Genomic DNA, 25,994 nt, shown 5'->3' with positions numbered 1-25,994 from the left:
CACGCCGCACGATGTCTTCGTCTTCTACGGCGCCAAACAGATCGGCGAACCGACGGGCGCCGAAGAGGCAGCCCCTATCGAGTGAGTTGCCCTGACACGAATCGCAGGGCTCATCCAGACCAGGGATGCGCTGAGTTCTGAAACTCTCGGTGGCCTCATGGCGGTCTCCTAGCCGGCCTGGACATCCAGGTGTGAGCGCGATGACGAACCCTCGACTCACCGATTGAGCCCCAGATCCTTCAGCACGCTCCTCTGGCGGCGCGCACCTTGAAGCATGACCAAGCGCCCCTGCCGCAGCATCCGCCGCACCTACGGGAACGTCAGGCAGCGCGGCCCGAACCGCTGGCGAGCCAGGTACACCGGGCCAGACGGCGTGCGCCATCCGATCGGCACGTTCGAATCCGAGAAGGCGGCGAACACCGGCCCGGCCCTCGGAATTGTCTTGGTCTACCTCTCGGACCAATACTCATTGAATGCCTGCTGGAGCCTATGCGGGAAGTGCAGGCCGCCCGAAGCACGAACACCGGCACCGGCACCGGTCAAGCCTCGCTGCGGCGCACATTCGTCCGATACTGGTATTTCACAGTTCCCGAGGTGACCATCGACCCCTTGGTCGAAATGAACAGCAGATATGTCGCTTGACGCGATCGAGACTGTCAGGTTCGCATGTTCCTCGATGCGGAACCTTGCTCCCCGGAGGTCGCTTTGGACGATCAGCGCCGAACTATCTTCCGCCTGGTGCTCGTGCGGCAAGAAGGCCCCCGCGAGTGTTGCTCCTCGAAGATCTGCCCGAGCGATTAGGACATCGATCGCACCGGAAAGCTCCGCGGCCGTAAGTATGATGTCCTCCGTGTGGCCTGGCGCAAAATTGACCCGATTCATTTGAGCACCCGTGAAATCGGCACCGCTCAAGTCTGCGCCGGTGAAGTCCGAACCGTAGAAGTCTGCGCAGTGTTCATCTCCTGCAGTGTCGACATCGTCATTTGCTGATGGGCCGCCGGGGGTTGGGACACCGTTGTGAAGGAAAGCGATGTCACACCCGAGGTCCAGACCTGAGAGGTTCGCATCGCGCAAGTTCATATTGTGAAATAACTTCGGGCCACCGTCGCGTAGCGTCTCACGAATGTAGGCGACGTCCGCGAGCATCTCAGCCCGCTCACTCCTATTTGCTTCAATGCTGTTCTGATATGTCGTGAACCCGAGAGTCACCAATCCACCGATACCAATAGCGATTAAAAGTTCAACGAATATGTCGTACTTCTTGACGTGCATGGATTCGCGTACGAACCTCTTAGTGACACGCACGGGGGATTTCCTGAAAAGCTCCCTCGGTTTCGCCGATGCGCCGCGTCGGGGAGTACCGGCCAGCCGCCCAACTCTCGCACTTGTGTCCCGCGCTGATCGCAATGCGTCTCCTTGGTGTTGGGTGACCATGACAGAGACCTGGCGAGCGACGCCACTAGACAATGTCTCGGTTCAGGTTTCTTCCGTTGGATGGAAGATTGGGAAATCACGCAAAATAGGAGCGGTGGGCGATCTCACGATCGATATCCATACCTCGAGGATGGCACACCGGACCGTCATTTCGAACAAGCGGAACGTGGCACACATTCTGCCGCTTGCGTGAGCGACTCGGCAGGATGAACTTTCAGGAGGGATGTACGCCCACAGAAGCCTCCTGAGCTCGCGCCACGCTTCATGCTGGTCTGGGCGGAGCGCTCAGCCGCGATGGGACGCGCGCCAACAGTCGTTCACAGCGCCTGCGACGAACCACCGGCACCGTCAACCAAGCCGGTGCCCTGCCTGTCCTAGCTGCCACATCCCGCCCTCTGCGTAGGGCCCCACGAGTCAGACTCCTTCGTCGACGCCCTCACAAATGCAGATGCCTGGCATAGGCACCGAAGGAGACACCGTTCTCAACTGATCGCGACAGCGCGCCCAGACGATCGCCGCGGCCAACTCATGTGAATAGCAGCCCGAAGATCGCGATCTCGGCAGCCGGGCTGGCGAACATGGCAATCACCGTGAACGTGATGGCGTCAGCACCGAGAACGCCCTCCGCGGCAAGTTTCGCCTGGGGGACTGTCCAACCCGCTGCGGGAGCTCGTGCGAGGCACGATTCGGTTAGTCCATGCGCACGCTTGGCACACTATTACTGGTCACAATGCATCGCGCTTCGGTTTCCGTCGTCGGCCGCGTCGGTGCCTCGGCGGCCGTTCCTGTGTACCGAGTCAGCCGCGGTCATGGTCCGTCTCGCCCTCGCTAACGGGCCGCAAGCCACCGGTCCCACACCGTGATTCCTTGCCGCTGCAGGGCTGGCATCAGGTGTCGCCTCGACGTTCTTCTTGCCAGCTCTGGGCTCGATAGCCAGCCACCTTGGTGGACGAGGCCGCACCCCTCACACGATGGCCCTCTGTCACCATGTCGAAGGCCGACAGCCTTACCGAGCGCAACACCCAAATGCCACCGAGACATCATCGTGCCTGGCTCCAGTTGGTGGCATCGCGCGCCCTACCAATTGCCCACAACGAACCGGGAGACTCGTTGCCTGGGCCCTGGACAGCAACAATGGTGCCATTCTCCTCAAACCAGTATCGGGAGTACATCGCAGTGTCGCGATCAGGCATGAGTTTCGCACGAAAGCCTCTTGATGAAATAGCCTCCAGGACATCAGAGTACGCTATCACTGTCTCGATAGGACCATATTCCCTGTCGATCCCTGGCGGTATCAGGAGTTCTAGATCGCCGCGCAGACGATGTGCCTGGACGGCAATATGGACGCAGGCCCAGTCCGCGGCTCTCCGCTCGAACGCTAATTCGATCAGGCCGAAGTCTCTCCGCATTCGACGCCGATCGACATCAACGAGTGGCCATTCGGGGTCCCCAAGAGCCGCGTCCCAGGAGTCGGTCGTTGAATCCATCCCTTGGCCAAGAATCTGACCAGATGTTATGAAGTCAACGCATAGCGATAGTGCGCTCATTTCTTTTTCTCTAGCGCCTTAATTAGAAATTGCATCTCCGCCGCCCGGTTAACCTGCGTTCCATATTCGCCAGCATTCATCGAGTTTCGGGCCGACGTCGCCTTGGCGATGATGTCTTCGCGGAGTGCGGGGTTCTTGTCGATCTCAGCCAGTACAGTTTTGACTTCGCCGTCGCTGGCCGACCCGTGCCGAAGGCGAATCGGCTTGCCGCCGATACCCCCCTTCCCGTCCGGGAAGATACGAACCTCGTTTCTGCCAATGTGAACGTGAGCGCCCTTATTGCCCCAATCTCCGTATGCCACAGACGCATGGATCTTGTAGTTAGCATTGTGAACCAGCACCGGCGTTTCGCCAGCCAGGGCGTAGTAATTATGCAGTCCCTCGACCCGGAAATTGTAGACGGTCTCGCCGCGCTGCTCGACAAGCTTTCTATCGAGCGTCGCTACACCGTCCGGAGTGACGAGCACGTCGCCGGGCTTCAAGTCTCCAGCGTCGACCCAGCCTCTGCCATCCACCCAAAATGGATGCTCAGCGGTGGTCGACAACTTTGCACCGTCCACCGTGAGGTGGACAAGGTGCTCGGTATTCCGAACGAACGTCTTATCGACAACCCGAAGCACATCGTCACCGGTGGTCAAGTCCCTGGCCCAGACTTTGTCTCCGACCTCGATGTCCTCAATCGACGTAGGCCCTGCCTCGGTGAGGACCAGCGTGCCAGCAACGAAGCATGAGCCTCCCGGAATGCCACACGATCCGCCCTTGCATGCTGTGTCCGCAACTTCGTCGACCTGCGCTACGACCCTACGAGCCCACTTCTGCTTCGCGTAGAGGGTCTCGACCCCCTCGATGATCTTCCAGCCGGCCTTGATCGCCTTCGCGCCCTTGCCCCAGGGCGTGATACCGATGATGAGCATGCCGCAGGCCAAGATGTCGGCATTGAGGCAACCCATGAAGTCGTTGTAGCCAACGAAGTCCTTGAGCAGCTCCCAGCCGAGCTCGAGAGCGACATCCATGACCGTCTTGTCCTGGATGGCCTCGGCACGGGCGATCTCTTCGGCCGTAGGGCCCTGCGTGGCCGCACCGGAGTCACCAGTATTTGTCGCCGACCCACCGCCACCCGTCACCGTCACACCAGGCCCCCGCGACGAACCCGCCTCGGTGCAGTTCTGGTAGCAGTTACCACCGTCCTTCGCCCTCTCGACGGACGCTTCCGGAGGTGCGGACCCGGGCGTCCCGTTGTCCCACTCGATGAGGCCGGTCGGGTCGGACACACTGGCCGGGTTGCTCGACGCATACGTGTACCCGTGGATCTGCTGGGGATCACTCAGATCCATGATCGGGTCGAGGCTGATGAACCGGCCCAGGTCGGGGTCGTACTCGCGGGCCCCGACAGAGACCAGCCCAGTGACAGCACGGTCGTCGTACCCACCGACGAAGCCGCGCGAGCTGGCCCACTGGCCGGGTCCGACGCTTCCGGCGCCTCGCTCGACACCGAACGGAGTCGTGCGGCGCTGGCTGATCGCCATGTCCGACGCATCGATGCTCAGCTGTCCGGTGCCGTGGTGATCGGCCAGGACGAAGGTGACGTTGCCGCCGTTGTCGATGAGCGCGGTGTGCCCGCCACCGACGTCGACGTACCTCGTTGCCTTGGCCGTCGTCGGTTCGGCCGAGCTGACCGTGACCTCGGTGTGTCCGAGGTACAGGGTCGACTTGGTGGTCTCGGCGCCGGCCTGGTCGGTTGTCGTGTTGCGTGCGATCAGGCGGTTGCCGTCGGCGTCGTAGAGGTACTCGGCGCCGGTCCCGTCGGCGTTCTCGACCGTCTCGACCCGTCCCTCGGGGTTCCAGGTCAGGGTCTGGGTGTCCCCGCCGATCTGGCGACTGGTGGTCTGCCCCGTCCGGTCGTAGGTGTAGGTCTCCTGCGCGGTGACCGCCGGGTTGGATCCGGAGGCGGCGATCTGTTCCGTCACACCGACGACGGTGTGGGGCTGCGCGGCGCCGTACTGGTACGTACGGGTCTTGGTCGGCTGGCCAGGAGCGGAGTGCTGGATCTCCTGGGCCCGGGATCCTGCCTTGTCGTAGGTGTACTCGTGCCAGTACTGCGCGACGGACCCACTGATCAGGCCCGCGTCCGCCGCCGCCTGACCGTCGGCCCGGCATCCGGCCGTGGTCTGGGTCCACGCGTCGACCATGCGCCCGAGGTAGTCGTGGTCGAAGCACTGGATGTCCGTACCGGTGCGCGAGACGTCTTCGAGCGAGGTGATGTTCCCGGCGTCGTCGTACCGGTAGCTCTCCGAACGGTCGATCCCTGGCTGCAGGAAACGGTCCGCGGTGAACTCCGTGAGCCGGTCGGTGGTGTAGTCGTAGGAGTAGTTGCTGGTGATCAGCTCACCGACACCGGCCTTCATCTTCATACCGATGAGGCGGCCCACGTGGTCGTAGGTGACGTTGGAGGTGATGCCGTTCGGCCCGAGCACCCCGGTGGTCTTACCGGTGTCGGCATCCAGGTCGAAGGCGACGTTCTGGCCGGGCAGGGAGCCGGCAGCCGGCAGCCCCATCCCCTCGAGCGACCCGTCGACCGCGTAGTTGGTCGTGGTGATGTAGTTGCCCTGGAGCGCGCCCTCGACGGCCGGGATCTGAGCCACGTTGCGTACGGCCCGATACAGGTTGTCGTACTCCAGGACCCTGTTGATGTACTTGTTGGTCCCGTCGTACCGGATCGACTGCGCCAGGTAGCCCTTGGCGTCGGGAGCCGTGTCGTAGATCCACGACGCGCGCAGTGCACCCGTCGCGGAGGTCTCGCGCTGCTCGATCTTCCGCCCGAGCCCGTCGTAGAGGTTGACCAGGGTCTGGTTCTCGGCGTCGGTCGTGGAGACCACGCGCCCGAAGTCGTCGAACACCGTGGTCGTGGCCCCGGAGTCGGGATCGACGGTCTTGGTCTGGCGGCCGCGCTGGTCGTAGGTGTACGCCCAGCTGTTGTTCGCGGGGTCGACCACGGTGGCCAGCTCGTCCCGGCCTGTGTACGTGTACCGGGTCCGGTCGTAACCGGTGGTGTCGGTCGGTGCCGCCGACGCACGGTCGTGATGCTGTCGCAGCTCCGCCGTGCGTCCTCGCGCGTCGGTCACCGTGGTGGTGGCCGTGGCACCCTCAGGCGGGATCGTGGTCGTCTTGTTCCCGTGGTAGATCGTGCGGGTGGTCGACTTGACCGCGCCGCCGTCACCGTCACCCTCCATCAGCCGCGACAGGGTGGGGCGCCCGAGCCCGTCGTAGCTCGTGCGGACCTGCCCGTCGACCACCGCTTGCTTGTAGGGGTCGAAGAGCCGGCCGCCGACCGCGCTGGTGGTGTAGTAGGGGTTGTAGGTCCGCGAGACCAGCCCACGGGCGTCGTACTGCACGTCCGCCACGATCATTCCCGGCTTGCCGTCCACGGTCGGGCCGGGCTGCTGCGTCTGGATCTGACGCAGCAGGCCGTCGTAGATGGCCCACGACGTGCGCTGGTCACCGTTGTGGTTGATCACGGTCGTACCGACCGCGGCCGCATCGGTCCCGTTGATCCGGTACGTGAACTCCGACGACGGCGTCTGGGACGTGAGGCGGTCGGGCAGCCAGACCTTCGACGTGCGTCCCAGCGCGTCGTAGGCGACGTTCGTCGCCTTGCCGTTGGTGTCGGTCACCCTCGTGGGTGTCCCACGAACCGGGTCGAGCACCGTGGTGGTCGTGAGGGCCGTGGCGGCGTTCCCCGGCGTGGCGGGCGGCGTCGTCTCGGTCATCTGCGTGGCGAAGCCCGTCGCCGGGGTGTACGCGGTGGTGGAGGTGTGCCCGTCGGTCCGGGCCGTCCGGCTCAGCGCCCCGTTCCCGTTGGACGGCGCGCTCAGGTTGGCCGAGACGTCGGTCAGGCTCTGCGGACGCCCGTAGGTGTCGAACGTCGCCGACGTCTCGACGTAGTGGCGTGTGGTGCCGTCCACGCGCGCCAGGTCCGCCGTCCGCGTGATCCTGCCCTTGGTCGGTGCCGTTCCGAAGCTCTGCCCGTCGTAGGCGTACCTGACGTCGTTGATCAGCTGCGCGGCCGTCGGCGTGACATCGCAGCCGGCCGACCACGTCTGGTGCCTGGCCTGCAGGCCCAGGATGTTCGAGCCGGTGTTCGTCGCGTAGCTGGTCGTCGAGCAGAGGTCGTCGGTGCTGATGGACGTGTCGCCCTGGTCGGAGACCTTGATGACACGGCCGTACTCCGAGTCGTACCCGGTGTCGGTCTGGGTGATCCGCCACGGGGATCCGCCGTCGTCCATGGACTGGAAGCCGGTCTCTCGTCCGACCCCGGAGTGCCCGGCGCGGATCGTTCCCCAGTCACGCGCGCTGACCGCGGTCTGGTTCCACCGGGGGCGGTTGACGCTCTTGGAGACGACGTCGCCGCCGGGACCCGTGAACGTGGCGGTCTTGTACGCGAACCCGGCCCAGTAGGGCTGGTCGGTGATCGGGTCGCCCTCGCCCTCCGCCAGGGTGATCACCTCGGTCTTGGTGCCACCGCTGCCGTCGCGGTCTCCGTGCATGCCCCGCAGGAACCAGTGATCGGTCTGCGCGGCGGGCTTGCCGAACTCACCCGTCAAGACCCGGACGTGCCCGTACCCGCGCCAGTCCGACCAGGTCTTCTCCTTGGCGGGGATCATGCCCGTGGACTCGTCCCAGTGCCATGCCGCACCGTCGAGGTACTGGTACGCCGTCGTCGTCGGCAGCGCCTTCCCGGTGCGGTCCACGGTCTCCACGGACTCCACCACGTACCTGTTGAACCAGTCGATGACCGGCTCCAGCTCCGGACCAGGCTTGCGCTTGGTCGGGAAGCAGCGCGTCGTGTTGGACTGCGGCGACGGCAGGTTCGAGGGGTTGCAGGCCGTCGCGGAATAGGTGACGTTGACCTGCCCGCCGACCTCGTCCACGACCGTGGACAGACGCATCTTGAAGAATGGGTCGATACCGTCGCCGTCCCGGTCCATCCGGTTCTGCATCGGCATGTAGGACAGGTTCACCGGCGGCGTGCTCGCGCTGACCGCGCCGGTGGGGCCTGTGTGCCCGGTCCGTCTGATCGACTTCAGGAGCAGCTGGTAGGCCGAGCTGGAGGTGCCCCACTCGTGGGTCAGCGCCCAGGAGTCGACGTCCTTCCAGGCGGAGGCGACGTACACCTGGGCCTTGACCCCGGTCAGCCGGTTGCGGGTCCAGAACGACGGTGACGTGCGACCGTTGTCGCAGGTGCTGCCGGAGGCGCAGTTCAGGTCCCACGGCACGTCGTGCCAGCCGTTGGGCAGTGTGGCGATGTTGGTGCACTGCCCCGACCCGTCGCTCAGGCACCGCTCGCCGTAGGAGAAGCTCACCCGGCCCAGCGGCTGCGCCGCGCCGGTGCCGACCAGGTCGGTCCCCTGCATGCCGTAGTCGATCTTGGCGATCGTGCCGCCACGCGTGTACGCGGTGCCGGCGGCAGGGTCGCCGAGCTTGCCGTAGTAGTTGTTCTCCTTGGTGTAGTGGTAGGTGATCTTGTTGCCCGCCGCGTCCACCGCATAGTCGAGGTTCCACCGCCAGGCCTGACTGCAGATCTTGCCGGTGGCGGTGCTGCAGGGCTCGCCCGAGTTGTCACCGACGACCGGCACGGTCCAGGTGGAGTTCGTCACCGGATCGCCGGACGCCCATCCCGGCAGCCGGTGGTAACCGAAGAAGTACTGGGTGCCGTTGTCGGTCGTGACCTTCCAGTACTCGTCGTCGTTGTCACCGTTGGCGCGCGCGCTGTCGGTCAGCTTCTCGACGATGGTGCCGTCGTCGTTCTGCACCTTCCAGGTGTTGGCCGTGCCGGTCGGGACGAGCTCGCCGGCGGCGCCGTTGAACGAGATGAACGCGTTGTCGTAGTCCCAGCACTGGTCGCCGATCGCGCGTCCTTCGGCGTTCTTCACGTCGTCGAGAGCGCACGACTTGTACTTGCGCTCGATGAACCCGGGCCACAGGTCGAAGCCGTCGCCGACCAGGGAGCCCTGGTTGTTCGACGTCGAGACGCTGCCGTCCACCCCGCCGGAGGAGTACGACAGCCCGAGCGTCGGGACGAAGGACCCGGGTACGTCGGGCACCGTGATCGGGTAGGACCAGGAGAACGATCCGGAGCGGAGATCGGTGGACCAGGTGTTCGACGGCGACAGGGGCGTCGCACCGAAGTTGCCCGACCCGCTCGACGTGTCGGCGGCGAGGGCGAGCACCACGGGCGAGCCGTCGGCCGGCATGCGCACGGACTGGGCCACGAGGGTGTCGTCGGCAGTGCGGTTGGTGGTTGCCGCGAGCTCGCCGACCTGGCAGCTCGCCTTCTCGGGGGTGTCGACGGCGCACGCGGGCAACCGGACGAGGGTCAGGCGCTGGTCCCACGCGCCACCCCGCAGACCCGCGAAAGCGGAGTAGTCCACCGCGACGTCGACCGTGCTCGTCCCGCCGGCCGCTGACGCGGTCCCCCGGCCGGACGCCTTGGCCTGCTTGCCTGCCGGTGCGGCCAGGGTGACCAGGACGTCGGCAGCGCCCTCACGACCGGGGCGGTCCGCCGTGACGACCTCGACGTCGACCTTGTCGAGCCTGGCACCGTCCCGGTGCGCCACGCCGACCGGCAGGCCGCCGACCTCGGTGTCCGCCGTCCGCGGCGCGCTCTCGCGTGCGGCCGCGGCCGGGGCGACCTCGACGACACCGGCCCCGCCGGGAGGCAGGTCGGCCGGTCCGGGCTCGGGCGGCGTCGCCTTCTTGATCGGTGACGGGTTCAGCCGTCCCGCGTCCTTGCCGTGCACGATGACGCCCGGGTCGGGGTCGCTGACCCTGTCACCGGTGTCGCCGGCGGCCGTGGGCGGCACCGCCACGAAGCCTGCCGCCAGCAGCGCACCGGTGAGCGCGAACGCCGTCGTCTGCCACGTTCGTCGCGTACGTCCAACCACCCGGACCGTCATCCCAGAACTCCCGTGCTCGTATCCGTCGTGGTCGGTCCGTTGCTCGTGCCCGTGCTCACCCGTCGCGGGCTCACTGCGTCGCCCCTGGCACCTTCGTGGGCAGCCCAGGGGTGCCGTTCTCCAGGGAACGGATCTGGGTCTGGTTCAGCGCACCCTTAAACACCCACACGTCGTCCAGGCCGCCGGCCCAGAAACTGTTCCAGGCCCCGCCGCCCAGCCCGCGCCCCAGGTTGAGGCGCGTCACGCTCGTGAACGGCACCGCACCGGGTGCGGTCCGCCCGACACCGATGTCCTCGCTGGAGGTCGAGTTGACGTACAGGTGGGCGGTCTGCCGCGGTGCGTCGTAGACGACCGCGAAGTGGTTCCACTCCGTGGCTGACGCCCCCTCCCCCGACTGCACCTTGTGCAGCTCGCCCGTGCTGCTGTTCGCCTCACGGACGTACAGGTTCCAGGTTCCGCCCGTCGCCTCGTCCTCACCCGGGCCCGGCTCGAAGCGCACCACCAGTGCCGACTCGCTCGAACCCGAGACCGACAGCACCGTGGACGGCGAGGTCGGCGCACCGACCGCCTGGGCGAACCCGGTGATCGTGAACGACTCGTCCAGCGTCACGGGCACCGCGTTCAGGTCGGTGTACGCGGCAGCCGAAGATCCGAGGTTCAACGCGGACACGTCGACCTTCCCGGAGAAGTCCTCGCTCTGGGTCGCGCCGGCGGGCAAGGTAAGGCTCGGCCCCACCCGTGCCCCGGCCGGGTTCCTGGAACCGTGGGCGAGCACGGCCTTGCCCGCCGTGTCGAGCTGCATGTCGGCGCCCTCGAAGTTCCACCGTGCCTTGACCTGCGGCAGCCGTGTCGCCAGTGCGGCCGCCTCGTTCGGGGTGACCACCCGGTCGTAGGTGCGCACCGAGTCGATGAGGCCGTCGAAGTAGTTCCCGTAGGCGCTGCCGTACTTCGAGGCGCCGATCGTCACCGGCCCCGCCGAGGTCCACGGCGAGTCGAGGGTGATCTCCGGACCGGGAACCCCGTTGACGTACAGCACGAGCTTGTCCCGGTGCCCGTCATGGACACCCAGCAGGTGCACCCACTTGCCGGGCGTGACAGGAGCCGGGTTCATCGCCCGAGGCCCCGAGGAACCCTCGACGTCGTCGTTGTGCTGGGAGAACGACCACTCGCCCTCGGCACCCGCGTAGTAGAGGCGGAAGCCCTGCTGCCGCTCGCCCGGCTGCGATGCCACGAACGACATCCCTGAACCGGCGGGCAAGGTGTCGGGGCGGACCCACGCCTCGACCGAGAAGTGGTACTTGGTGTTGACGATGCCTACGGGAGCCCCTGTCGCGTTCACACCGGAGACGTAGTCGCCGGCGCCATCGAGCTCGAGAGCGTCACCCTCGGCCCGGTCGACCACAGGCGTCCGAGTCTCCGGATCGATACGTACGGCGTTCCCGCGCAGGGCGTACGGCGACGGCGCCTGCTGTCCTGCGGCCTCGTCGTCGAACGTCCAGTTGCCCACCGGGTTGCGTCCGTAGCTGACCCGGAACGCGTACTCGGTCGGGGTACTGAGCTTGTTGCCGGCCGCGTCGTACGCCCGGGCATAGAGAGTGTGCTGGCCGGGATCGAGCGGCAGATAGGCGACCCGCACGCTCGAACCCGGATCCGACGTCCTGGCGCCGTCCCCGAACCAGTACTCGATCCGTGCCACGTCCGACGCCGCCGAGGCGATGTCGAACCACCCGAACTCGCCGACGCCGCCGTGCGGCATGTCGTTCGGATCGGACGGGTCCGGCTCCGGGTACTCGTCGTTGAGCGAGACGATGGTCGGAGCGGGAGGCGCCTTGGTGTCCAGGATGAAGAAGCAGCCCGGGTACGACCACGGGCTCGACGAGGCCGGACCGGAGTTGTCCAGCTTGCGGTCCTGCACTCGAACGGACCAGCGGATGCGCTGGTTCTCCGGGATCTTCGACGCCGGGATGGAGGCCGTGGTGTAGGAACCTCGCTTGGCCCATCCCGAAACCATGCTGTCGATCAGCGTTCCGTCGGCCCGCTCCAGCTGGAACTCGACCCGCACCTCCTCGTTCGGGTCCGCGTCCTTGACCGCCCCTTCGGCAACCCGCATCTCGTTGCCGTCGACCGACCGGATCCGGATCGGGTCCTCGGCCGAGGTGTCGGCACACGAACCGCCGTACTTCAACGACAGCGCCGACCGCGACACCTGCAACGGCACCGTGTTGAAGCTGACGCGCAGGTACGCGGCCCGACCGAACTTCTTCCAGTGGTTCTTGTCGGACTCGGAGTCCGCCTTCATGCCCAGCGTCACCTGGTTCCAGCCTGCGTCAGCGCCCTCCTGGACGAGGGACCTGACCGAGAACTCGGCGTCACCTGCGCTCTTGCAGCCCGACTGGTTGCCGCCGTAGTTGAACGACTCGGTGGCGACCCGCTTCTTGAAGAACCCGGATGCCGCCTGCGAGTTCCAGCTGGTCAGCGACGAGATCGACCTGGTCTGGTAGACGTGCACCTCGCGGTTCTCACAGACCGCGGAGTGCGTGTTCGGCACCTGGAAGGTCGCCGAGCCGATCTCCTTGCCCTTGAACCTCGAGACGTCGAACTGGTAGAAGAGCCGGTACGTCGACCCACCCGGGCAGTCCGCCCATCCCGTGCAGGTACCCAGCCCCGCGGTGGTCTCACCCCTGAACTGCCAGTACGACGTCGAGGGGAACGACTCGTTCGGGCTCGTCCACGCAGAGGTCCTCGGCACCGACACAGCAGGGTCGATCGTGACGGGGAACGTCGTCCCGGGGGAATCGAGCAGGTCCTGGTCCGGGACGAGGGTCAGCTCATCGCCCTCCGGCGACACCTCCACGCCGACGGGCGCGACCTCGCCCTCGCCGCTCGGGGCGCTCTCGGCGCTCGTCATCGCCGTCATCGCGGTCTTCGTCGTCTTCGACGTCTTCGTCGAACGAGAGGCCGTCGCGGTGGCAGCGCCCTCATCCGGTGCCGCGCTCCACATCGAGGCAGGAGGCGCCTCGAACACCACCGAACCCGACTTCGCGTCCGTCGCCTCGAGCACTCCGTCGGCGGTGACACCGACCTCGAGGCCCTGGGTGTCCATCGCGAACGTGACCTCGTCGAGCTCGGGCGACGCAGCCGCCTCCGGCGTCTTGACCACCAGGTACGAGGCGAAGCCGTCCTCCGTCGCCTTCATCTGCAGGTCGACGCCCTCGATCACGTCGCGGTAGGTCGCCGTGTCCCCGTCGAGCGCGGGCTCAGGGAGCGGCGCCGGCCAGGTCCACTCCAGCACCCTGCCGTGCCGCTCCATGGAGACCAGGGGCTGCGTTTCGCCGCCGGCGGAGAAGACCACGGAAGAGATCGATGCGACCGGCGCGACACCCTCCGCCGACGGCTCCAGGGTGGTGTCCACAGCGACCCACCCGTTGTCGCCGCGGGTCCACCTCGGCACCACGAACTCGCGCACCTCGATGTCGCCGCCCGGGGTCGCGTACACCTCCCGCGACTCGCCGCGCTGCGACGTGATCTCCACGAGGTCGCCCGTCTCCGCGGCTTCGGTCAGAGCCGCCACCTCTGCGGGGTCCGTCTCGGTGGGATCCGGAGCCTTGCCGATCGCGTTCCCGCTCACCACGTTCTCTTGGGTCACCACGTCGTCCACCGGTGCCTCGGTCGCCTGGCTCGGCGCCGCGGACACGGCGGACGCGAGGACGACCGCTGCGGCCACCAGACCGGCCAGAGCAGCTCCGGCCCTCGCTGGTACGGACGTCCGTCGCACTGCCAGGGCTGACTTGCCGAGCACCGGGGGATACATCTCGAGCTCCTCGTTGTAACGCCCGGCGGCTGGACAAGCCGGACCTGCACGGCCGAGCATGCACGATCATTGGCATCCGCAGGAGGGGGCGAATAAGCCGGGTGAGATAAGACGGCGTGCTCTTGACCGGGTGTCGAGCAGTCCCGTAATGGGCGTTTACTTGATACCGGTTCTAATTCACCCCTCTTTTGCTTGACCGTGCAGGTGACGGCTAGGCAGCATCACCCACGGCAAGACCTGCCGGCACGAGGGGGATCATGGACTTCATCTACAGGACGCGTCTGTACTTGCTCGCGCGGACCCACGGAACGTGGAGCGGCGCGGCGCGGGCAGCACGCCTGTCACCCGACTCGCTGAAGAGCAACGTCAAGCAGCTCGGTGACCGGCTCGCCCGACTTCAAGGCCTCCCGGACGGCACCCTCCTCGCCTGGGAGAACGGTCGGCTCAACCCCACGCCCCTCGGCGCATGGCTCGAGGACAACGCCGGCCCTGTCGTCACCGCTCACGACGCCGTGTTCGGGAAGCGAGCAGTGCCCAGGCCGAGCTCGAACCCGCCGACCGGCCCCCGAGCCGAGCAGCAGGTCGTGGTGCCGGCACTGGAAGGTCTCGAGGACTGGCGAGCCCAGCTCGACCTTGGTCCTGTCGTGTGAACGGCCTGGCGGCCGGTAGTCCAGGTCGGAGGCAGTGAACCGGCCACCCCTACACACTGCATGCGACACGCCGGTGATGGCGGGGAGTGTGTTGGGTTCGCCGTCGACGGGGCCCTCGGAGACCGGCGTACAGTCAAGGAGGAACCGACCTCGGTTCCCCGATGATGGGAATCACGATTTCCGACGCCACTCAGCCTTCCCCCGCTGTCCCGACCAACTCGTCGAGCAGCTCATCACCGAGCGGCGATCTGCTCACTCTCGGGCTGCTCGCGGGCTCCTCGATGGAGAACGAGCGGCGACTGCCGATCCACCCCCATCACCTCGACCGGATCGACCCGGACCTGCGCGCCCGGATGGTGGTCGAGCGTGGCTACGGCGCCGACTTCCGGCTGGAACCCGGTTACCTCGAGTCGCGCGTGGGCAGGGTCGCGGAACGCTCCGAGGTACTCCGGTCCGCTGACGTCCTGCTGCTCCCCAAGCCGCAGGCGGCCGACGTCGCAGCGATCCCCGAGGGCCGCGTCCTGTGGGGGTGGCCGCACTGCGTGCAGGACGCCGGCATGACACAGACGGCGATCGACAGCCGGCTCACGCTGATCGCCTTCGAGGCGATGAACCACTGGACCCGTGGGGGCGACTTCAGCCTGCACGTCTTCCACAAGAACAACGAGCTCGCCGGCTACTGCTCCGTGCTGCACGCGCTGAGCCTGGTCGGCTCGACCGGCGACTACGGGCCGCGGCTCAGCGCGGTCGTCATCGGCTTCGGCGCCACGGCACGGGGCGCCGTCACCGCGCTCAAGGCGCACGGGATCCACGACATCCAGGTCCTCACGCAGCGTGGTGTCGCGGCGGTCGGCTCCCCGATCCACACCGCACACATCACCCAGCTCAACACCGACGAGGGCCCGACCCACCTCAGCGAGGTCCTCACGACGACGGGTAACGTCGTGCTGCCGGAGTTCCTGGCGTCGCACGACATCGTCGTCAACTGCACCCTCCAGGACGTCGCCGCGCCGCTGACCTACCTGCGGACCGAGGACCTGGAGCGCTTCACCGCAGGCGGGCTGATCATCGACGTCTCGTGCGACGAGGGCATGGGCTTCGACTGGGCGAGGCCCACCACGTTCGACGAGCCGATGTTCAAGGTCGGCCGAGACGTCGACTACTACGCCGTCGACCACAGCCCTTCGTATCTCTGGAACTCGGCCACCTGGGAGATCAGCGAGGCGACCCTGCCGTTCCTGCGCACGGTCATGGAAGGGCCGGCCGCGTGGGCGGAGGACCTCACCATCTCGCGCGCCATCGAGATCCACGACGGCGTGATCCAGAACCCGAGCATCCTGAGCTTCCAGGATCGCGAGCCGGTCTACCCGCACCCTCGGGCTGCCTAGCTGCAGCGCCCTCGAGGGATCACGACGATGTGGCTCACCACGGTCGTATCCCTCGAGACGCGGAAGCTGCTCACTCTCGTGGGGACCGAGAGCGCCTCGGGGGTGGACGTCGGCACGGCCGCCGAGGAACGCGCCTTCCGGCAGCACTGGGCCCTCACTCGTACCGAGTCGGGCGAGTATGTGGTCACCAACCGATTCGACATGCTCACCTTGGGAATGCCCGGCGAGGACGGCGGCGCGGCCGCCAAGCTCCTCGCACCGGCTCTTGCGGCCCCCTACCCGCGCTGGTCGCTTGTCGACGTGACCCCAAATTCGTAGTTCGAACGTACTGGGGCCGTGGGAAACTCCGGCCGTGCGCTACGCAACCGTCCAGTTCTCCAACGGCGGGACGACGACCGACGTCCGCCCCTACCTCGCGTGGCTCGACGCGCATGCCGACGAGCTGCCGCCCAGCGCCCGAGCCTTCGCGCTCGACGCAGAGCACTACAACTTCACGCACCAGTGGTGCCCCCGCAGTGCGTCGTTCGACCAGCTGTCCACGCGCTTCACCGACGACGGCCTGGTGGGCACCCTGGTTCTCGCGGGTTATGGCGGCGCTCCGCCTGAATTCGTCCTGCGGTACGACGGTGTGTCCCGCATCGAGCTCGATGGCGACCAAGACGGTGGGCTGCTCGTCGACGAGCTGCTACCCCACGCCGATGGTGTGAGTCACGAGCTCGTATTCCGCGGCGGCACCATCACGGTGGTCGCGCGCGACCTGACGGCGGGGTGGCGTGGAGAAGCAGGTCCGCAGAGTCCTCGCGATCCCGGGTCAGCGGCGCCAACATCGTCTGGGAGCGCCACATAGTGCGATCGGTCCTGTCACCCGACCGAAAGCACGTCGGGCAGCGTGACCTCACCGTTGACGAGGACACGGCTGCGTGCGCCCTCGCTCTGGATCCGCTCGGCGCGCAGCTCGCCGAGCGCGGCCAGATCGCGGAGTGACATGGGCCTGTTCAACTCGCTCGACGTGACCGTCGCCTGCCCTTCCTGCCAGGCTGTCGCGCCACGGGAGATCCAGTTCCGGTACGGCGCGGTGTGGCAGTACCGCTATCAGCTGGGCGACGTCTTGCGCTGGGGTCGCAACAGGGATGTCGGCGATCCCGCTGCGTCGTACGTCGTCGTCGACGCCTGGCTGTGCGAATGTCCGCACTGTGACCACGACGGGCGCATCGCCGTGTACGTGCGGCACAACGCCCTGGCCGCAGTGGGGTCTGTTGACGACGTACCGATGCTCGGACAGCTCGAGTGGCTCCCTCTGGCACACGGGCAAGACCGCACTGAGGAGGGGTCTGTGAAGCACCAGTAGCCTCAGGACCGTGAGCTCATCTGTGCTGTACGTCGTCGTAGCCGGTGCCGGCGCGATCCGGCACGTGCCGACACGCCTTCTGCCACCGGCTCTCGAACGAGGCTGGGACGTGCACGTCCTCGCCACCGATCAGGCGGCGCGCAGCTTCCCCGAGGTGGTGGCGCAGATCGCTGCGGTCCTGGGCCGTCCGGTGCGAACCGACTTCCACACCACTGTCGGGTACTCGCTCCCGGACCCTGCCGCCGTGATCGTGGCGCCGGCCACCTACAACACGGTCACGAAGTGGGCACTGGGCATCGCCGACACCTATGTCCTGACGCGTCTGGCCGAACAGGTGGGCCGCAACATCCCCGTCACCGTCGGGCCCTACGTCAACGCCAGGTTCGCCAACCACCCGACCTACCAGGGAAGTCTTGCCACCCTCAAGGAGTGGGGCGTGCACGTCGTGATCGGCCCGAGCGAGCCGCACGAGTCGGGCGACGACGCAGCGGACGACTTCCCGTGGGCGGAGATCCTCGACACGCTCCCGCCCGCGAACGCGTAGGCCAGACCCCGGGTCGCAAAGAGCTCCCGCACGTGTCACACCGTGGGCGTCGGCGAGCGCTCCTCGCCACGCGAGGCATGCTGTACGCATGCCGAAGACCTTGCCCTCTGGCCCCACCGTGATCACCGACGACAGCGAGGTGCGCTTCATCTCCGGGGCCCACCAGTTCGCGCTCAAGCTCAAGGACGGGCACCTCCACGTGCGCGCCATCAACACGAGCGGCGACGAGGCCCAGCTCGCTGTGATCCCGACGTCGCGCAGCACCGTGAACCTGCAGATCGAGCACCCGGCCGCGCACGGGCCGGTCGACGTCGACGGCCCGACCTTGCGCGTCTCCTGAGGCTCACCCGGACTTCACCTGCTCCACACCGGCCAAGAGCCGGGCTTCCGACGTAGGCTCCGATCAGGGTAGAGGCCCGGGCTACGGCTCGGGTCGGGACCCGGCTCCGGGGCTGGGCCCGGACTCGGGCTGGAGCCGGACCCGGGCTGGGGCTCGGGCTTCGGCTCCATGGGCGAAGCCGGCTCAGCCACGCTCCAGGACCGGGACGATCGCGCCCTCCACGAGCCACTGGCGCGTACCGGCCTCCTCGAACCAGGCGGTGCGGTCGCCCGCCAGGCTCGCCGTCACCGATCCGCCCGGGAAGCGCGCGAGGTCGGGACCGTCGTAGCCGGAGGCCGACGCCGTGGCGCGGTACAGGTACGACACGTCCGCCGGGCTCTCGGCCGCGGTGTCGGTGCTGCTGGTCCACGAGACCAGGCTGCCCGACGCGCTGAGGTCGGTGACGATGCCGTCGGGGAGCTGCACGACGCTGTCGCCGTCACCAAGCCGGTCGTGGACGTAGAGGGCACCCGTTCCACCGCCGACGGGCACGACCGTCCACGCGATGACGTCGTCCGAGATGGCCAGCTGGGTGACCTCGGCCGACGAGGCGTGCTCGATCTCGAAGAGATCGGTGCCGAAACTGCCCCCGCCCGCCAGGTCGTCGAACAGCCGGATCGTCGTCACGCGGATCGGGCCGGTACCAGGGACCAGGACGGCGGCCACCGCCTCGTCGTCGTCCGCCGCGAGCGCCGTAACTCCCTCCGCGAGCTCCGTCGGTGTGCCGTCGCCGTCGTGCGTGGTGGCGAACAAGCGGGTGTCGTCGCGAGTGGCCCCAGCAGTCCACAACGCGCGGTCCTCGGTGGTGGCGAGTAGCCACAGCCGTTCCTCCGTGCTGACCAGAGGATCGATGAGGGTGGTGACGCTCTCGCCGGAGACGCTCTCCGTACGGAGGAAGCTCCTGCGGGGCGACGTGCCCTCCGCCGCGCGCTCACTCCAGACCACACGATCCCCGGTAACCGCGAGCCCGGTCGGGAACACCCTCCTGCCCTGGTAGTGCGTCAGGCTGCTCGCGGACCTTGACGCGTTGCCCGCCCAGGTCCTCGTCTGAATGTACGCGGCGTCGGTCTCCTCGTCGTCGTCGAGAAGCTCCGCGTAGCTGAAGTGCCAGATCTTGCCCGTGTGCGCGATCCCATGGGGCTCGGGCAGCGGTTCTCCGTTGGCGGTGACCGGCAGCCCCACACCATCGAGGGTGCCGCCCGTGACTGCCTCGACGTTGACGTCGTGGCAGGTCAGGGCGCGAGTGTCGGCGGCGTCGACCATGACTGGGTCATCGAGCGGGCCGATGTCGTCGCCGGGCTCGGCGGCGCGGGTCGGCGTCGGGTCGGGCAGCCGCCCGGGACACTCCAGCGGCGTGTTTCCCGGCCCGAGGTGGGGTCCCAGCCCGTCGGTGGGTCCCGCGTCGAACAGAGACGTGATGAGCTGGCCGCCCGGCAGCACCACGGGCCCGACCCAGGGCAGCTCTACCGGGCCGCGGGTCAGCACCCCGAGCGCCAGCAGCAGGGTCGTGCATGCGGCGCCCACTGCCTGCCCAGTCCGGCGCCGTCGTAGTGCGGCGCGGCTCCGGTCGAGCACGACGCTCTCGTCGAGCTCGGGGGGCTCGACGGCCTCCGCGCTCGCCCTGAGCACGTCGCGCAGCCGGGCGAGCCCGCGGGAGTTCGCCGCCTTCGCCGTGCCGACGGCGATGCCGAGCTCGCGGGCGACCTCCGCCTCGGGCAGGTCCAGCAGATGCCGCAGCACGACGACCTTGCGCTGCCTGGCCGGTAGCTGGGCCAGCCCTCGGACCAGCTCGTCCCGCAGCGCCACACGGCCTACATGGTCCGGCGTCGCAGCGATGGGCAGGTTGTCGTCGCCCGGGAAGATCTCCCGCCGGCCGTGCCGCCAGCCGTCGATCCGCAGGTTGACCAGGATCTGGCGGGCGTAGGCCCGCTGCGTCCCCGGGCGCACCTTGGCCCAGGTGCGGTAGACCCGCTCGAACGTCGACTGGACCAGTTCCTCGGCACGGTGCCGGTCCCCGCACAGCAGGTACGCGGTGCGCTGGAGGTACGCGCCCGATTCCCGTACGAAGGCGGTGAACTCCGCGTCCCGGTCGCGCGACACCTCGACCCGCACGTCGTGCGGCCCGCCGTCCTCCGGCGGCATGCTTGTCCCGAAGTCGCTCACGGTCGCCCCGCTCTCCTGCCTCATGCCATCCACTACGGAGAGTGTGGGCCAAAGGTTGCCCTGGGCCTTGGCGGCGATCGGCTACCCGACGCGCCGGCTCACCACGTCCTGAGGTGCTGCCCGAGCTGACCCGCCCAGCTCGGGCCGAGCCGTCGGCACAGCTCGACGAGCACCAGCGCGCACTGCCGCGCGTCCGCTCCGGCGTCGTGGTGGGAGTGCGCGGCGATGTTCAGCGCCCGCGAGACGTCGGGCAGCTTGTAGGACGGGAGGTCCAGCACCGACCGCGCCGTGTCGCGTGTGCACAGCCACTGCGAGCGCGGCACGGTGATCCCGTGCACGGCGCTCGCCTGCGTCAGCACCGAACGGTCGAAGGACGCGTTGTGCGCGACGAGCGCGTCCCCACCGGCGAACTCCGCGACCTTCGGGTAGACGACGTCCCAGGTGGGCGCGCCCATCACGTCCCATGCGGTGATCCCGTGGACCGCCACGTTGAAGCTGCCGAAGGACTCGTGGCCGGGCGGCGGCTGGACCAGGGTCTCCAGCGTGTCCACGACGACGCCGTCCCGTACCTTGACGACCCCGACGGCACAGACCGAGGCCCGCTTCGGGTTGGCGGTCTCGAAGTCGATCGCGGTGAACGACAGGCCAGGGAGAGCGGCGTGGGGCATGACGGGCAGCGTAGAACGGCCTGAGCGGGACGCCGGTCAGGCGCGCCAGCCCTCGGCCGCGACCACGTCCCGGATGCGGTCCACGGCCTCGTCCGGGACCGGCCGCGCGCGCCTCGCTCCGACCAGCTCCGCGCGCACGTAAGCAGCCGCCTCCTCGGCCGCCCGGGCCCGCGCGGTCTCGCCCAGCTGCTCCAGGGCGGGCACGCTGCCGCTGAGTGTCGCCACGAGGGTCCGCTGCCTCGTGACGTCCTCCTCGTCCGCGAGGCAGTCGTGGTACGCGAGGCCTATCGCGCGGCGCAGTAGGTGCCCTGCACCCGCCGGGTCGCCGACGGCGCACTTGAGGTCGGCGGTCGTCAGCAGCGTCTCGCACAGCGGGGCCGTGAAGGAGGGGTCGTCCTCGCGCATGACCTCGCCGACGACCATCGACGCACTGTGGCAGAAGAACGCCCAGTTCGAGGCGCCTCCTTCTCTGAACACCCGGCCTGCCTCGTCGCACCAGTGCATCAGCTCGCGGAGCAGAGCGCGCTCAGCAGGGTCGATCGCCGCACGGACCTCGGCGTTGTCGCCCGAGCGGAACCACGCGCCGTACGGCATGTCGATGGTCATGGCCGCGGCGACGACCAGGCCGGCCACCTTGTCGAGCGGTATCACCAGCGGTACGTCCAGCTTGGCCCGCGCCGAGACCACGAGCGCCTCGGCGAGGTAGCGGACGGCGGCGAACGGCAGCTCTGCCGCTCTGTTCAGGTCGCCGAGGATCGTGAGGGCCAGAGCCAGGTTGGGCGCGCCGAACCGGTCCTGGGCGGCGCTGATCCGGGCGACCGCCAGCGCCGTCTGCGCCGGGCCCATGGCCGCTCGCAGGCCCCGGTCAGGGTCCTCGAGCAGGCGCCTCGACTCGGCCTGGAGGGCCTGGAGCCGGTCCGTCATACGCCTGACGTCCGCTTCGAGGGCGGCCGGATCTGCGGGACCGCCGTCCACCGGAGGGGGTGCGGCGGTGACGGCGTCCAGCAGCGCCGCCGCCTCGTCGGCGCGCCCCAGCGCGGACCAGCACGCGGCCAGGTCGGCGACGGCGGCCCGCGTGTCCGGGGCCGAGACGCCGTCGAGGTTGGACCGGATGCCCAGCGCGAGCCGCCACAGCGGCTCGGCCTCGCCGTGCCGTCCGGCGTGCTCCGCCGAGCGGGCCGTCTCGGCGAGCGCCGCCAGCTCGTCCCGCACCCGCCCCCGGAACTCGGCGAGCCGCGACCGCTCCTCGGTGGTCACTCCGGAGGCGCGGAGGTCGAGCAGGGCGACCGCCCGGGCGATCGCCGCGGCGTCGGCCGACCGGTCGCTCCCGACCTCCGGGTCTGCCGCGTGGACGAGCGTCCGTTCCACCTGCCGGCGCAGCTCTCGCCGGGTGAGCTCGGTGTCCAGCAGCCGCAGCCACGGCGTCCCGAGGTGCTCCTCCTCGTCACCGAGGCGCAGGTCGGTCCCGGTCTCCGGGCCGGCGCCGGTCTCGGCGGGCACGGCACCTTCGTGCGAGCCGACGTCGAGCGGGTCGCCCTGTTCCGGGAGCTCGAGCTCCCAGTCCAGCGCCCACTCCCGCAGCCTGCCGCTGCCGTCCGAGACGACCATCGCGCAGCCGTCGGGCGCGAGGGCGATATCCGTTACCGTTCCCGGCCCCGGGTCGATGGACCGGAGCAGCGTCCCGGTGGCGAGGTCCCACAGGTCGATGCCGTCGAGGCCCGCGATCGCCGCCAGACCGAAGTCGGGGGTGACGGCCAGCGCGGTGACGCCGAACTCCTTCTCCTGCAGTGTCATCGTGCACTGCCCGGAGTCGAGGTCCCAGATCCGCGGGGCACGCGCGCGATCGAAGGTGAGCGCCCATCGTCCGTCGGCGCTCACCGCCACCCTGCCGCCCTGCCGGTCGAGGTCCCACATCTCCGCACCCACGGCTTCGGAGGTGGTGACGTACCTGGAGTGCGCGGCGGTGGTCGTGGGCCGCCCTCCGCGGGGTTGGCTCAGCACGGCGAGAGTGGCGCCGTTGCGCGGGCTCCACAGGCGCAGCTCGTCGTCGGTGGTCCAGAGCACTGCGCGGTGCCCGGTGCTGCTGAGCGCTACCCGGTGCGCCCAGGCGTCGTCGAGCTGCAGGGCGTGCAGGAGGGCGCCGGACCTGAGGTCCCACGAGCAGATCCGGCCGTCCTCGGCGCTGGAGAGGCCGATCTCGCCGCCGTCGGCGATCGCGAGGGCCCGCACGGAACCGGCGTGCGCGTCGCGGAACCCGCGCAGCCCTCCCTGGGCGACGTCGATGATGCCCACCTCGCCGGCGCCGGAGCCGGTCATGGCTGCGTGCCGGTCCACTGCGATGACCAGCGGCGGGCTCTTGTGGACCTCGACCAGGTACCGCATCGAGCCGCGCGCGGCGTCCCACACGACGACGCGCGTGTCGGCCGCGCCGGACACGGCGACCGCGCCGTCCGGACTGATCGCCGCCGCCGTGACGGGTCCGGCGTGGTAGCGCAGCGGGCCGGCCGTCCGGGGCGCCCACCGGTCGACGATCCAGGGCGTGCGGTGCCGCGGGCTGTGGGCGAGCGCCAGCCGGCTCGCGGCCGCGATGCCCAGCTGCCAGTCCTGGTCGGACGGCGCCCGCAGCTCCCTGACGGGCCAGGCATCCGCCAGGCGCAGCCTCCGGGCCCGCGCGCCGAGGGCGCGCCACCGCTCCGTGAGCCGGGGGTCGCGGCGCAGGCCGGGAAGGTCGCGCGCGGCGCGGACCACCCGAGCCGCCTCCTGGAGCTGCCCGACGGCGGCGAGGCGCGCCGAACGGTCGAGCGCGCGGCTCGCCGAGTCGGACTCGGTCGAGAGCGCTATCGAGTCACGCGGACGCGTGTAGCTCCAGGGCGCCACGAACGACGAGTCGGGCCTGCGGTGCGCCGTCACCCTGTTCCCGAGAGCGGCCAGGGCGACCGTGCCTGCCCGATCGAGCGCCACCAGCCCGTCCCGGTCCGTGCCGGTGTGCAGGCACCGCCCTCCGGCGAGGTCCCACCAGGCGCCGCCGCCGAAGGCGAACCGGCCGTCGCCGCTCGGCCGGACCGGCCAGCGCGCGCCCCGGAGCTCGCCCGTGAGCCGCCACGGGCCTTCCACGTCGTCCCCGTCGCCCGGGGTGTCCCTGACCTGGGCGAAGACGCGGACCGTCCCGTCGTCGGCGACCGTGAGGGCGGTGCCGCCCGTCGAGGCGAACCTCAGGTCGGTGTTCCAGCCGTCCAGCACCGTGCTCTCTGCCCGGTCGGCGATGGCCGGGTCGGCGACGGCGGAGAGGGTGAGGCGGGCGCCGTCGTGCAGGTCGGCGCGCCAGGTGCCGGTCGGGTCGACGGCGAGCGGGCGGGCGTCGCGGACGGCGTCCGGCGGCTCCCACGTGTCCTGGAGCGAGCCGGTGGCCGGGTCCCAGCGGCTGACCCGCCCGTCCGTCCCGAGCGTGAGGATCCGCAGCCCGTCCGGGGTGATCACGACGTCGTGGGTGCGCTGGAGCCGCGAGCCGAGCCGCAGCGGGGCCGTGGGGGCGGAGAGGTTCCAGACCGTCGGGTAGCCGATGCCGTCGACGACCACGGCGAAGGAGCCGTCCGGGGCCAGCGCCACCGTTGCGCCACCGTTCTCGGTCACCGGGATCGCGGTACGGCGGGCGCCCGTGTCGAGGTCCCAGACGCGCAGCACGCCCCCCTCGTCCAGGCCGGCGCCGACAGCGCCGTCCGCGCTGACGGCCACCGACACGACGTCGGAGTCGTGCCCTTCGAGGTCCAGCGGCTCCGCCGTCGTACCTGCCGCCCGGGCCTCCGCGAGCGCCTCCGCAGCCACCACCTCACCGGGGGCGGCCTGTACCGCGCTCTCGAACAGGTACACGGCGCTGGCCAGGTCACCACGTTCCCGCTGGACCAGGCCGTGCAGGTAGTCGTCCACCCAGTCGTCCGTCTCACTCTGGGCGGTACGGCCCTGGGCGAGGCCCGTCAGCTCCTGGACGAGCTCGGCATCGGTGGCGCTGCCGTGCCGCCAGCGGTGGAGCCCGCGGTTGTACACGGTGTGCGGATGGCGGGGGTCGGCCTCGAGCGCCCGCTCCCAGAGCCGTTCGGCCTGGTCGGGCCGTCCGAGGTCGAGCATGGACAGCGCCCGGTTGGAGAGCCCGTCGGCGAGCAGCCGTGCCTGGGCCGGGAGCACGCGCGGGTAGGGGCGGCCGAGCAGCTCGGCGTGCAGGGCGATCAGCCGCTCGGCCAGGGCGCCGATGTCTGCGGGGCGTTCGGCGGGGTCGGCGCGGAGGCATTCCGCCAGCAGGTCCGCCACCTGATCGGGCAGCTGCGCGGGGCCGTCGACGCTGCCGCTGCTGCGCAGGTCCGCGAAGGCCGCGCCGGCGTCCTGGCCGTACTCGCTCGGGCGCCGGCCCAGGAACAGCTCGACGACGGTCACGGCCCAGGACCACACGTCGGTCGCGGCGGTCAGGGCGGGAGCCGCGCCGTCCCGTGTGTCGCCCGCCGCGGCCGCCTGCTCGGGCGAGCAGTACGCGGCGGTCAGTCCGCCGAGGCTGACCGCCAGGTCGGACGCCCCGCCCGGCGGCTCGCCTGCCGAGCGGCGCGCCCTGGCCAGGCCGAAGTCGGTCACCTTGACGGTCCCGTCGGCGCCGAGCATGAGGTTGGCGGGCTTGACGTCCTGGTGCACCACGCCCTGCGCATGGGCGAAGGCCAGGCCCCAGGCCGACTGGATCGCCGCGTCGAGGACCGATCCCAGCGGGTCGTCCGCGTACAGACGGCGGGAGCCGACCGCCTCGGCGACGCTGCCGCCAGGGGCCCACTCGGCGAAGACGCCGGGGGTGTCCTCGATGCGGCGCACGTACGCGCAGTTCACGATGTGGGGGTGGACGCCCAGGCCGGCCCAGGTCTCCGCCTCGGCCTCGAAGCTGCGCAGGGACTCCGGCGAGTGCCGCAGGAGGGCCGTGCGCGGCACCTTGACCGCCAGGTCGATCCCCCAGTCCCGGTGGCGCACCCGGTAGACCACGCCCATGCCGCCCTTGGTCTTCCCGAGCACCTCGTAGAGGTCCAGGATCACCTCGCCGGGCCGCCAGTCGGAGGTCCGTTCGGCAGCGGGCATGCCGGC

14 protein-coding genes are annotated in these 25,994 nt (G+C 69.2%); 7 read left to right on the top strand and 7 right to left on the bottom strand.

Annotated elements, in window-relative coordinates; translation table 11 throughout:
- Window positions 1–447: 447 nt before the first annotated feature.
- From AB0I32_RS03800 to AB0I32_RS03790, 3 genes are all read right to left on the bottom strand, one after another.
- A complete protein-coding gene (locus AB0I32_RS03800) occupies window positions 448–1,305 on the bottom strand; it encodes a pentapeptide repeat-containing protein (RefSeq protein ID WP_357503034.1) in 858 nt (285 codons plus the stop codon).
- A gap of 1,672 nt (window positions 1,306–2,977) precedes the next feature.
- Entirely contained in the window at window positions 2,978–9,934 is a 6,957-nt protein-coding gene (locus AB0I32_RS03795; RefSeq protein ID WP_357503032.1) for a polymorphic toxin-type HINT domain-containing protein, read from the bottom strand.
- 70 nt (window positions 9,935–10,004) lie between these two features.
- A complete protein-coding gene (locus AB0I32_RS03790; RefSeq protein WP_357503030.1) occupies window positions 10,005–13,745 on the bottom strand; it encodes a LamG-like jellyroll fold domain-containing protein in 3,741 nt (1,246 codons plus the stop codon).
- A gap of 257 nt (window positions 13,746–14,002) precedes the next feature.
- On the opposite strand from AB0I32_RS03790, the gene AB0I32_RS03785 reads away from it, so the two are divergent.
- The 4 genes from AB0I32_RS03785 (at window position 14,003) to AB0I32_RS03770 (ending at window position 16,630) form a co-directional block, all read left to right on the top strand.
- Complete coding sequence (locus AB0I32_RS03785) at window positions 14,003–14,395, top strand: hypothetical protein (RefSeq protein ID WP_357503028.1); 393 nt, start codon at window positions 14,003–14,005, stop codon at window positions 14,393–14,395.
- Window positions 14,396–14,676: 281 nt separating this feature from the next.
- Window positions 14,677–15,783, top strand: coding sequence for a N(5)-(carboxyethyl)ornithine synthase (locus AB0I32_RS03780; RefSeq protein ID WP_357503139.1), 1,107 nt, complete (start codon window positions 14,677–14,679; stop codon window positions 15,781–15,783).
- 27 nt (window positions 15,784–15,810) lie between these two features.
- Window positions 15,811–16,101 carry a hypothetical protein gene (locus AB0I32_RS03775; RefSeq protein ID WP_357503026.1) on the top strand — a complete coding sequence of 97 codons (291 nt, stop codon included), beginning with the start codon at window positions 15,811–15,813 and terminating at the stop codon, window positions 16,099–16,101.
- A 34-nt stretch (window positions 16,102–16,135) separates the two neighbouring features.
- Entirely contained in the window at window positions 16,136–16,630 is a 495-nt protein-coding gene (locus AB0I32_RS03770; RefSeq protein WP_357503024.1) for a hypothetical protein, read from the top strand.
- A gap of 14 nt (window positions 16,631–16,644) precedes the next feature.
- Here the strand turns inward: AB0I32_RS03770 and AB0I32_RS03765 are convergent, their stop codons facing one another.
- Entirely contained in the window at window positions 16,645–16,770 is a 126-nt protein-coding gene (locus AB0I32_RS03765; RefSeq protein ID WP_357503022.1) for a hypothetical protein, read from the bottom strand.
- Between AB0I32_RS03765 and AB0I32_RS03760 the strand changes: the two genes are divergently transcribed.
- The 3 genes from AB0I32_RS03760 to AB0I32_RS03750 all read left to right on the top strand — a co-directional run bounded on the left by AB0I32_RS03760 (window position 16,769) and on the right by AB0I32_RS03750 (window position 18,015).
- Window positions 16,769–17,131, top strand: coding sequence for a hypothetical protein (locus AB0I32_RS03760; RefSeq protein WP_357503020.1), 363 nt, complete (start codon window positions 16,769–16,771; stop codon window positions 17,129–17,131). The genes AB0I32_RS03765 and AB0I32_RS03760 overlap by 2 nt on opposite strands.
- Window positions 17,132–17,141: 10 nt before the next feature.
- On the top strand, window positions 17,142–17,675 hold the full coding sequence (locus tag AB0I32_RS03755) for a flavoprotein (protein WP_357503018.1): 534 nt from the start codon (window positions 17,142–17,144) through the stop codon (window positions 17,673–17,675).
- An 88-nt stretch (window positions 17,676–17,763) separates the two neighbouring features.
- Window positions 17,764–18,015: a hypothetical protein gene (locus tag AB0I32_RS03750; protein WP_357503016.1), complete on the top strand. Its 252-nt coding sequence runs from the start codon at window positions 17,764–17,766 to the stop codon at window positions 18,013–18,015.
- Window positions 18,016–18,198: 183 nt separating this feature from the next.
- Here AB0I32_RS03750 and AB0I32_RS03745 read toward each other — a convergent pair whose 3' ends face one another.
- From AB0I32_RS03745 to AB0I32_RS03735, 3 genes are all read right to left on the bottom strand, one after another.
- On the bottom strand, window positions 18,199–20,241 hold the full coding sequence (locus AB0I32_RS03745) for a SigE family RNA polymerase sigma factor (RefSeq protein ID WP_357503014.1): 2,043 nt from the start codon (window positions 20,239–20,241) through the stop codon (window positions 18,199–18,201).
- 74 nt (window positions 20,242–20,315) lie between these two features.
- A complete protein-coding gene (locus AB0I32_RS03740) occupies window positions 20,316–20,885 on the bottom strand; it encodes an exonuclease domain-containing protein (RefSeq protein WP_357503012.1) in 570 nt (189 codons plus the stop codon).
- Window positions 20,886–20,921: 36 nt separating this feature from the next.
- Window positions 20,922–25,988 carry a protein kinase gene (locus tag AB0I32_RS03735; RefSeq protein WP_357503010.1) on the bottom strand — a complete coding sequence of 1,689 codons (5,067 nt, stop codon included), beginning with the start codon at window positions 25,986–25,988 and terminating at the stop codon, window positions 20,922–20,924.
- Window positions 25,989–25,994 lie beyond the last annotated feature (6 nt).

Origin of the sequence: Promicromonospora sp. NPDC050249, assembly GCF_040656015.1 — a bacterium.
Taxonomy (GTDB): Bacteria; Actinomycetota; Actinomycetes; order Actinomycetales; family Cellulomonadaceae; genus Promicromonospora.
This window is presented reverse-complemented; position numbering and strand designations above follow the sequence as displayed.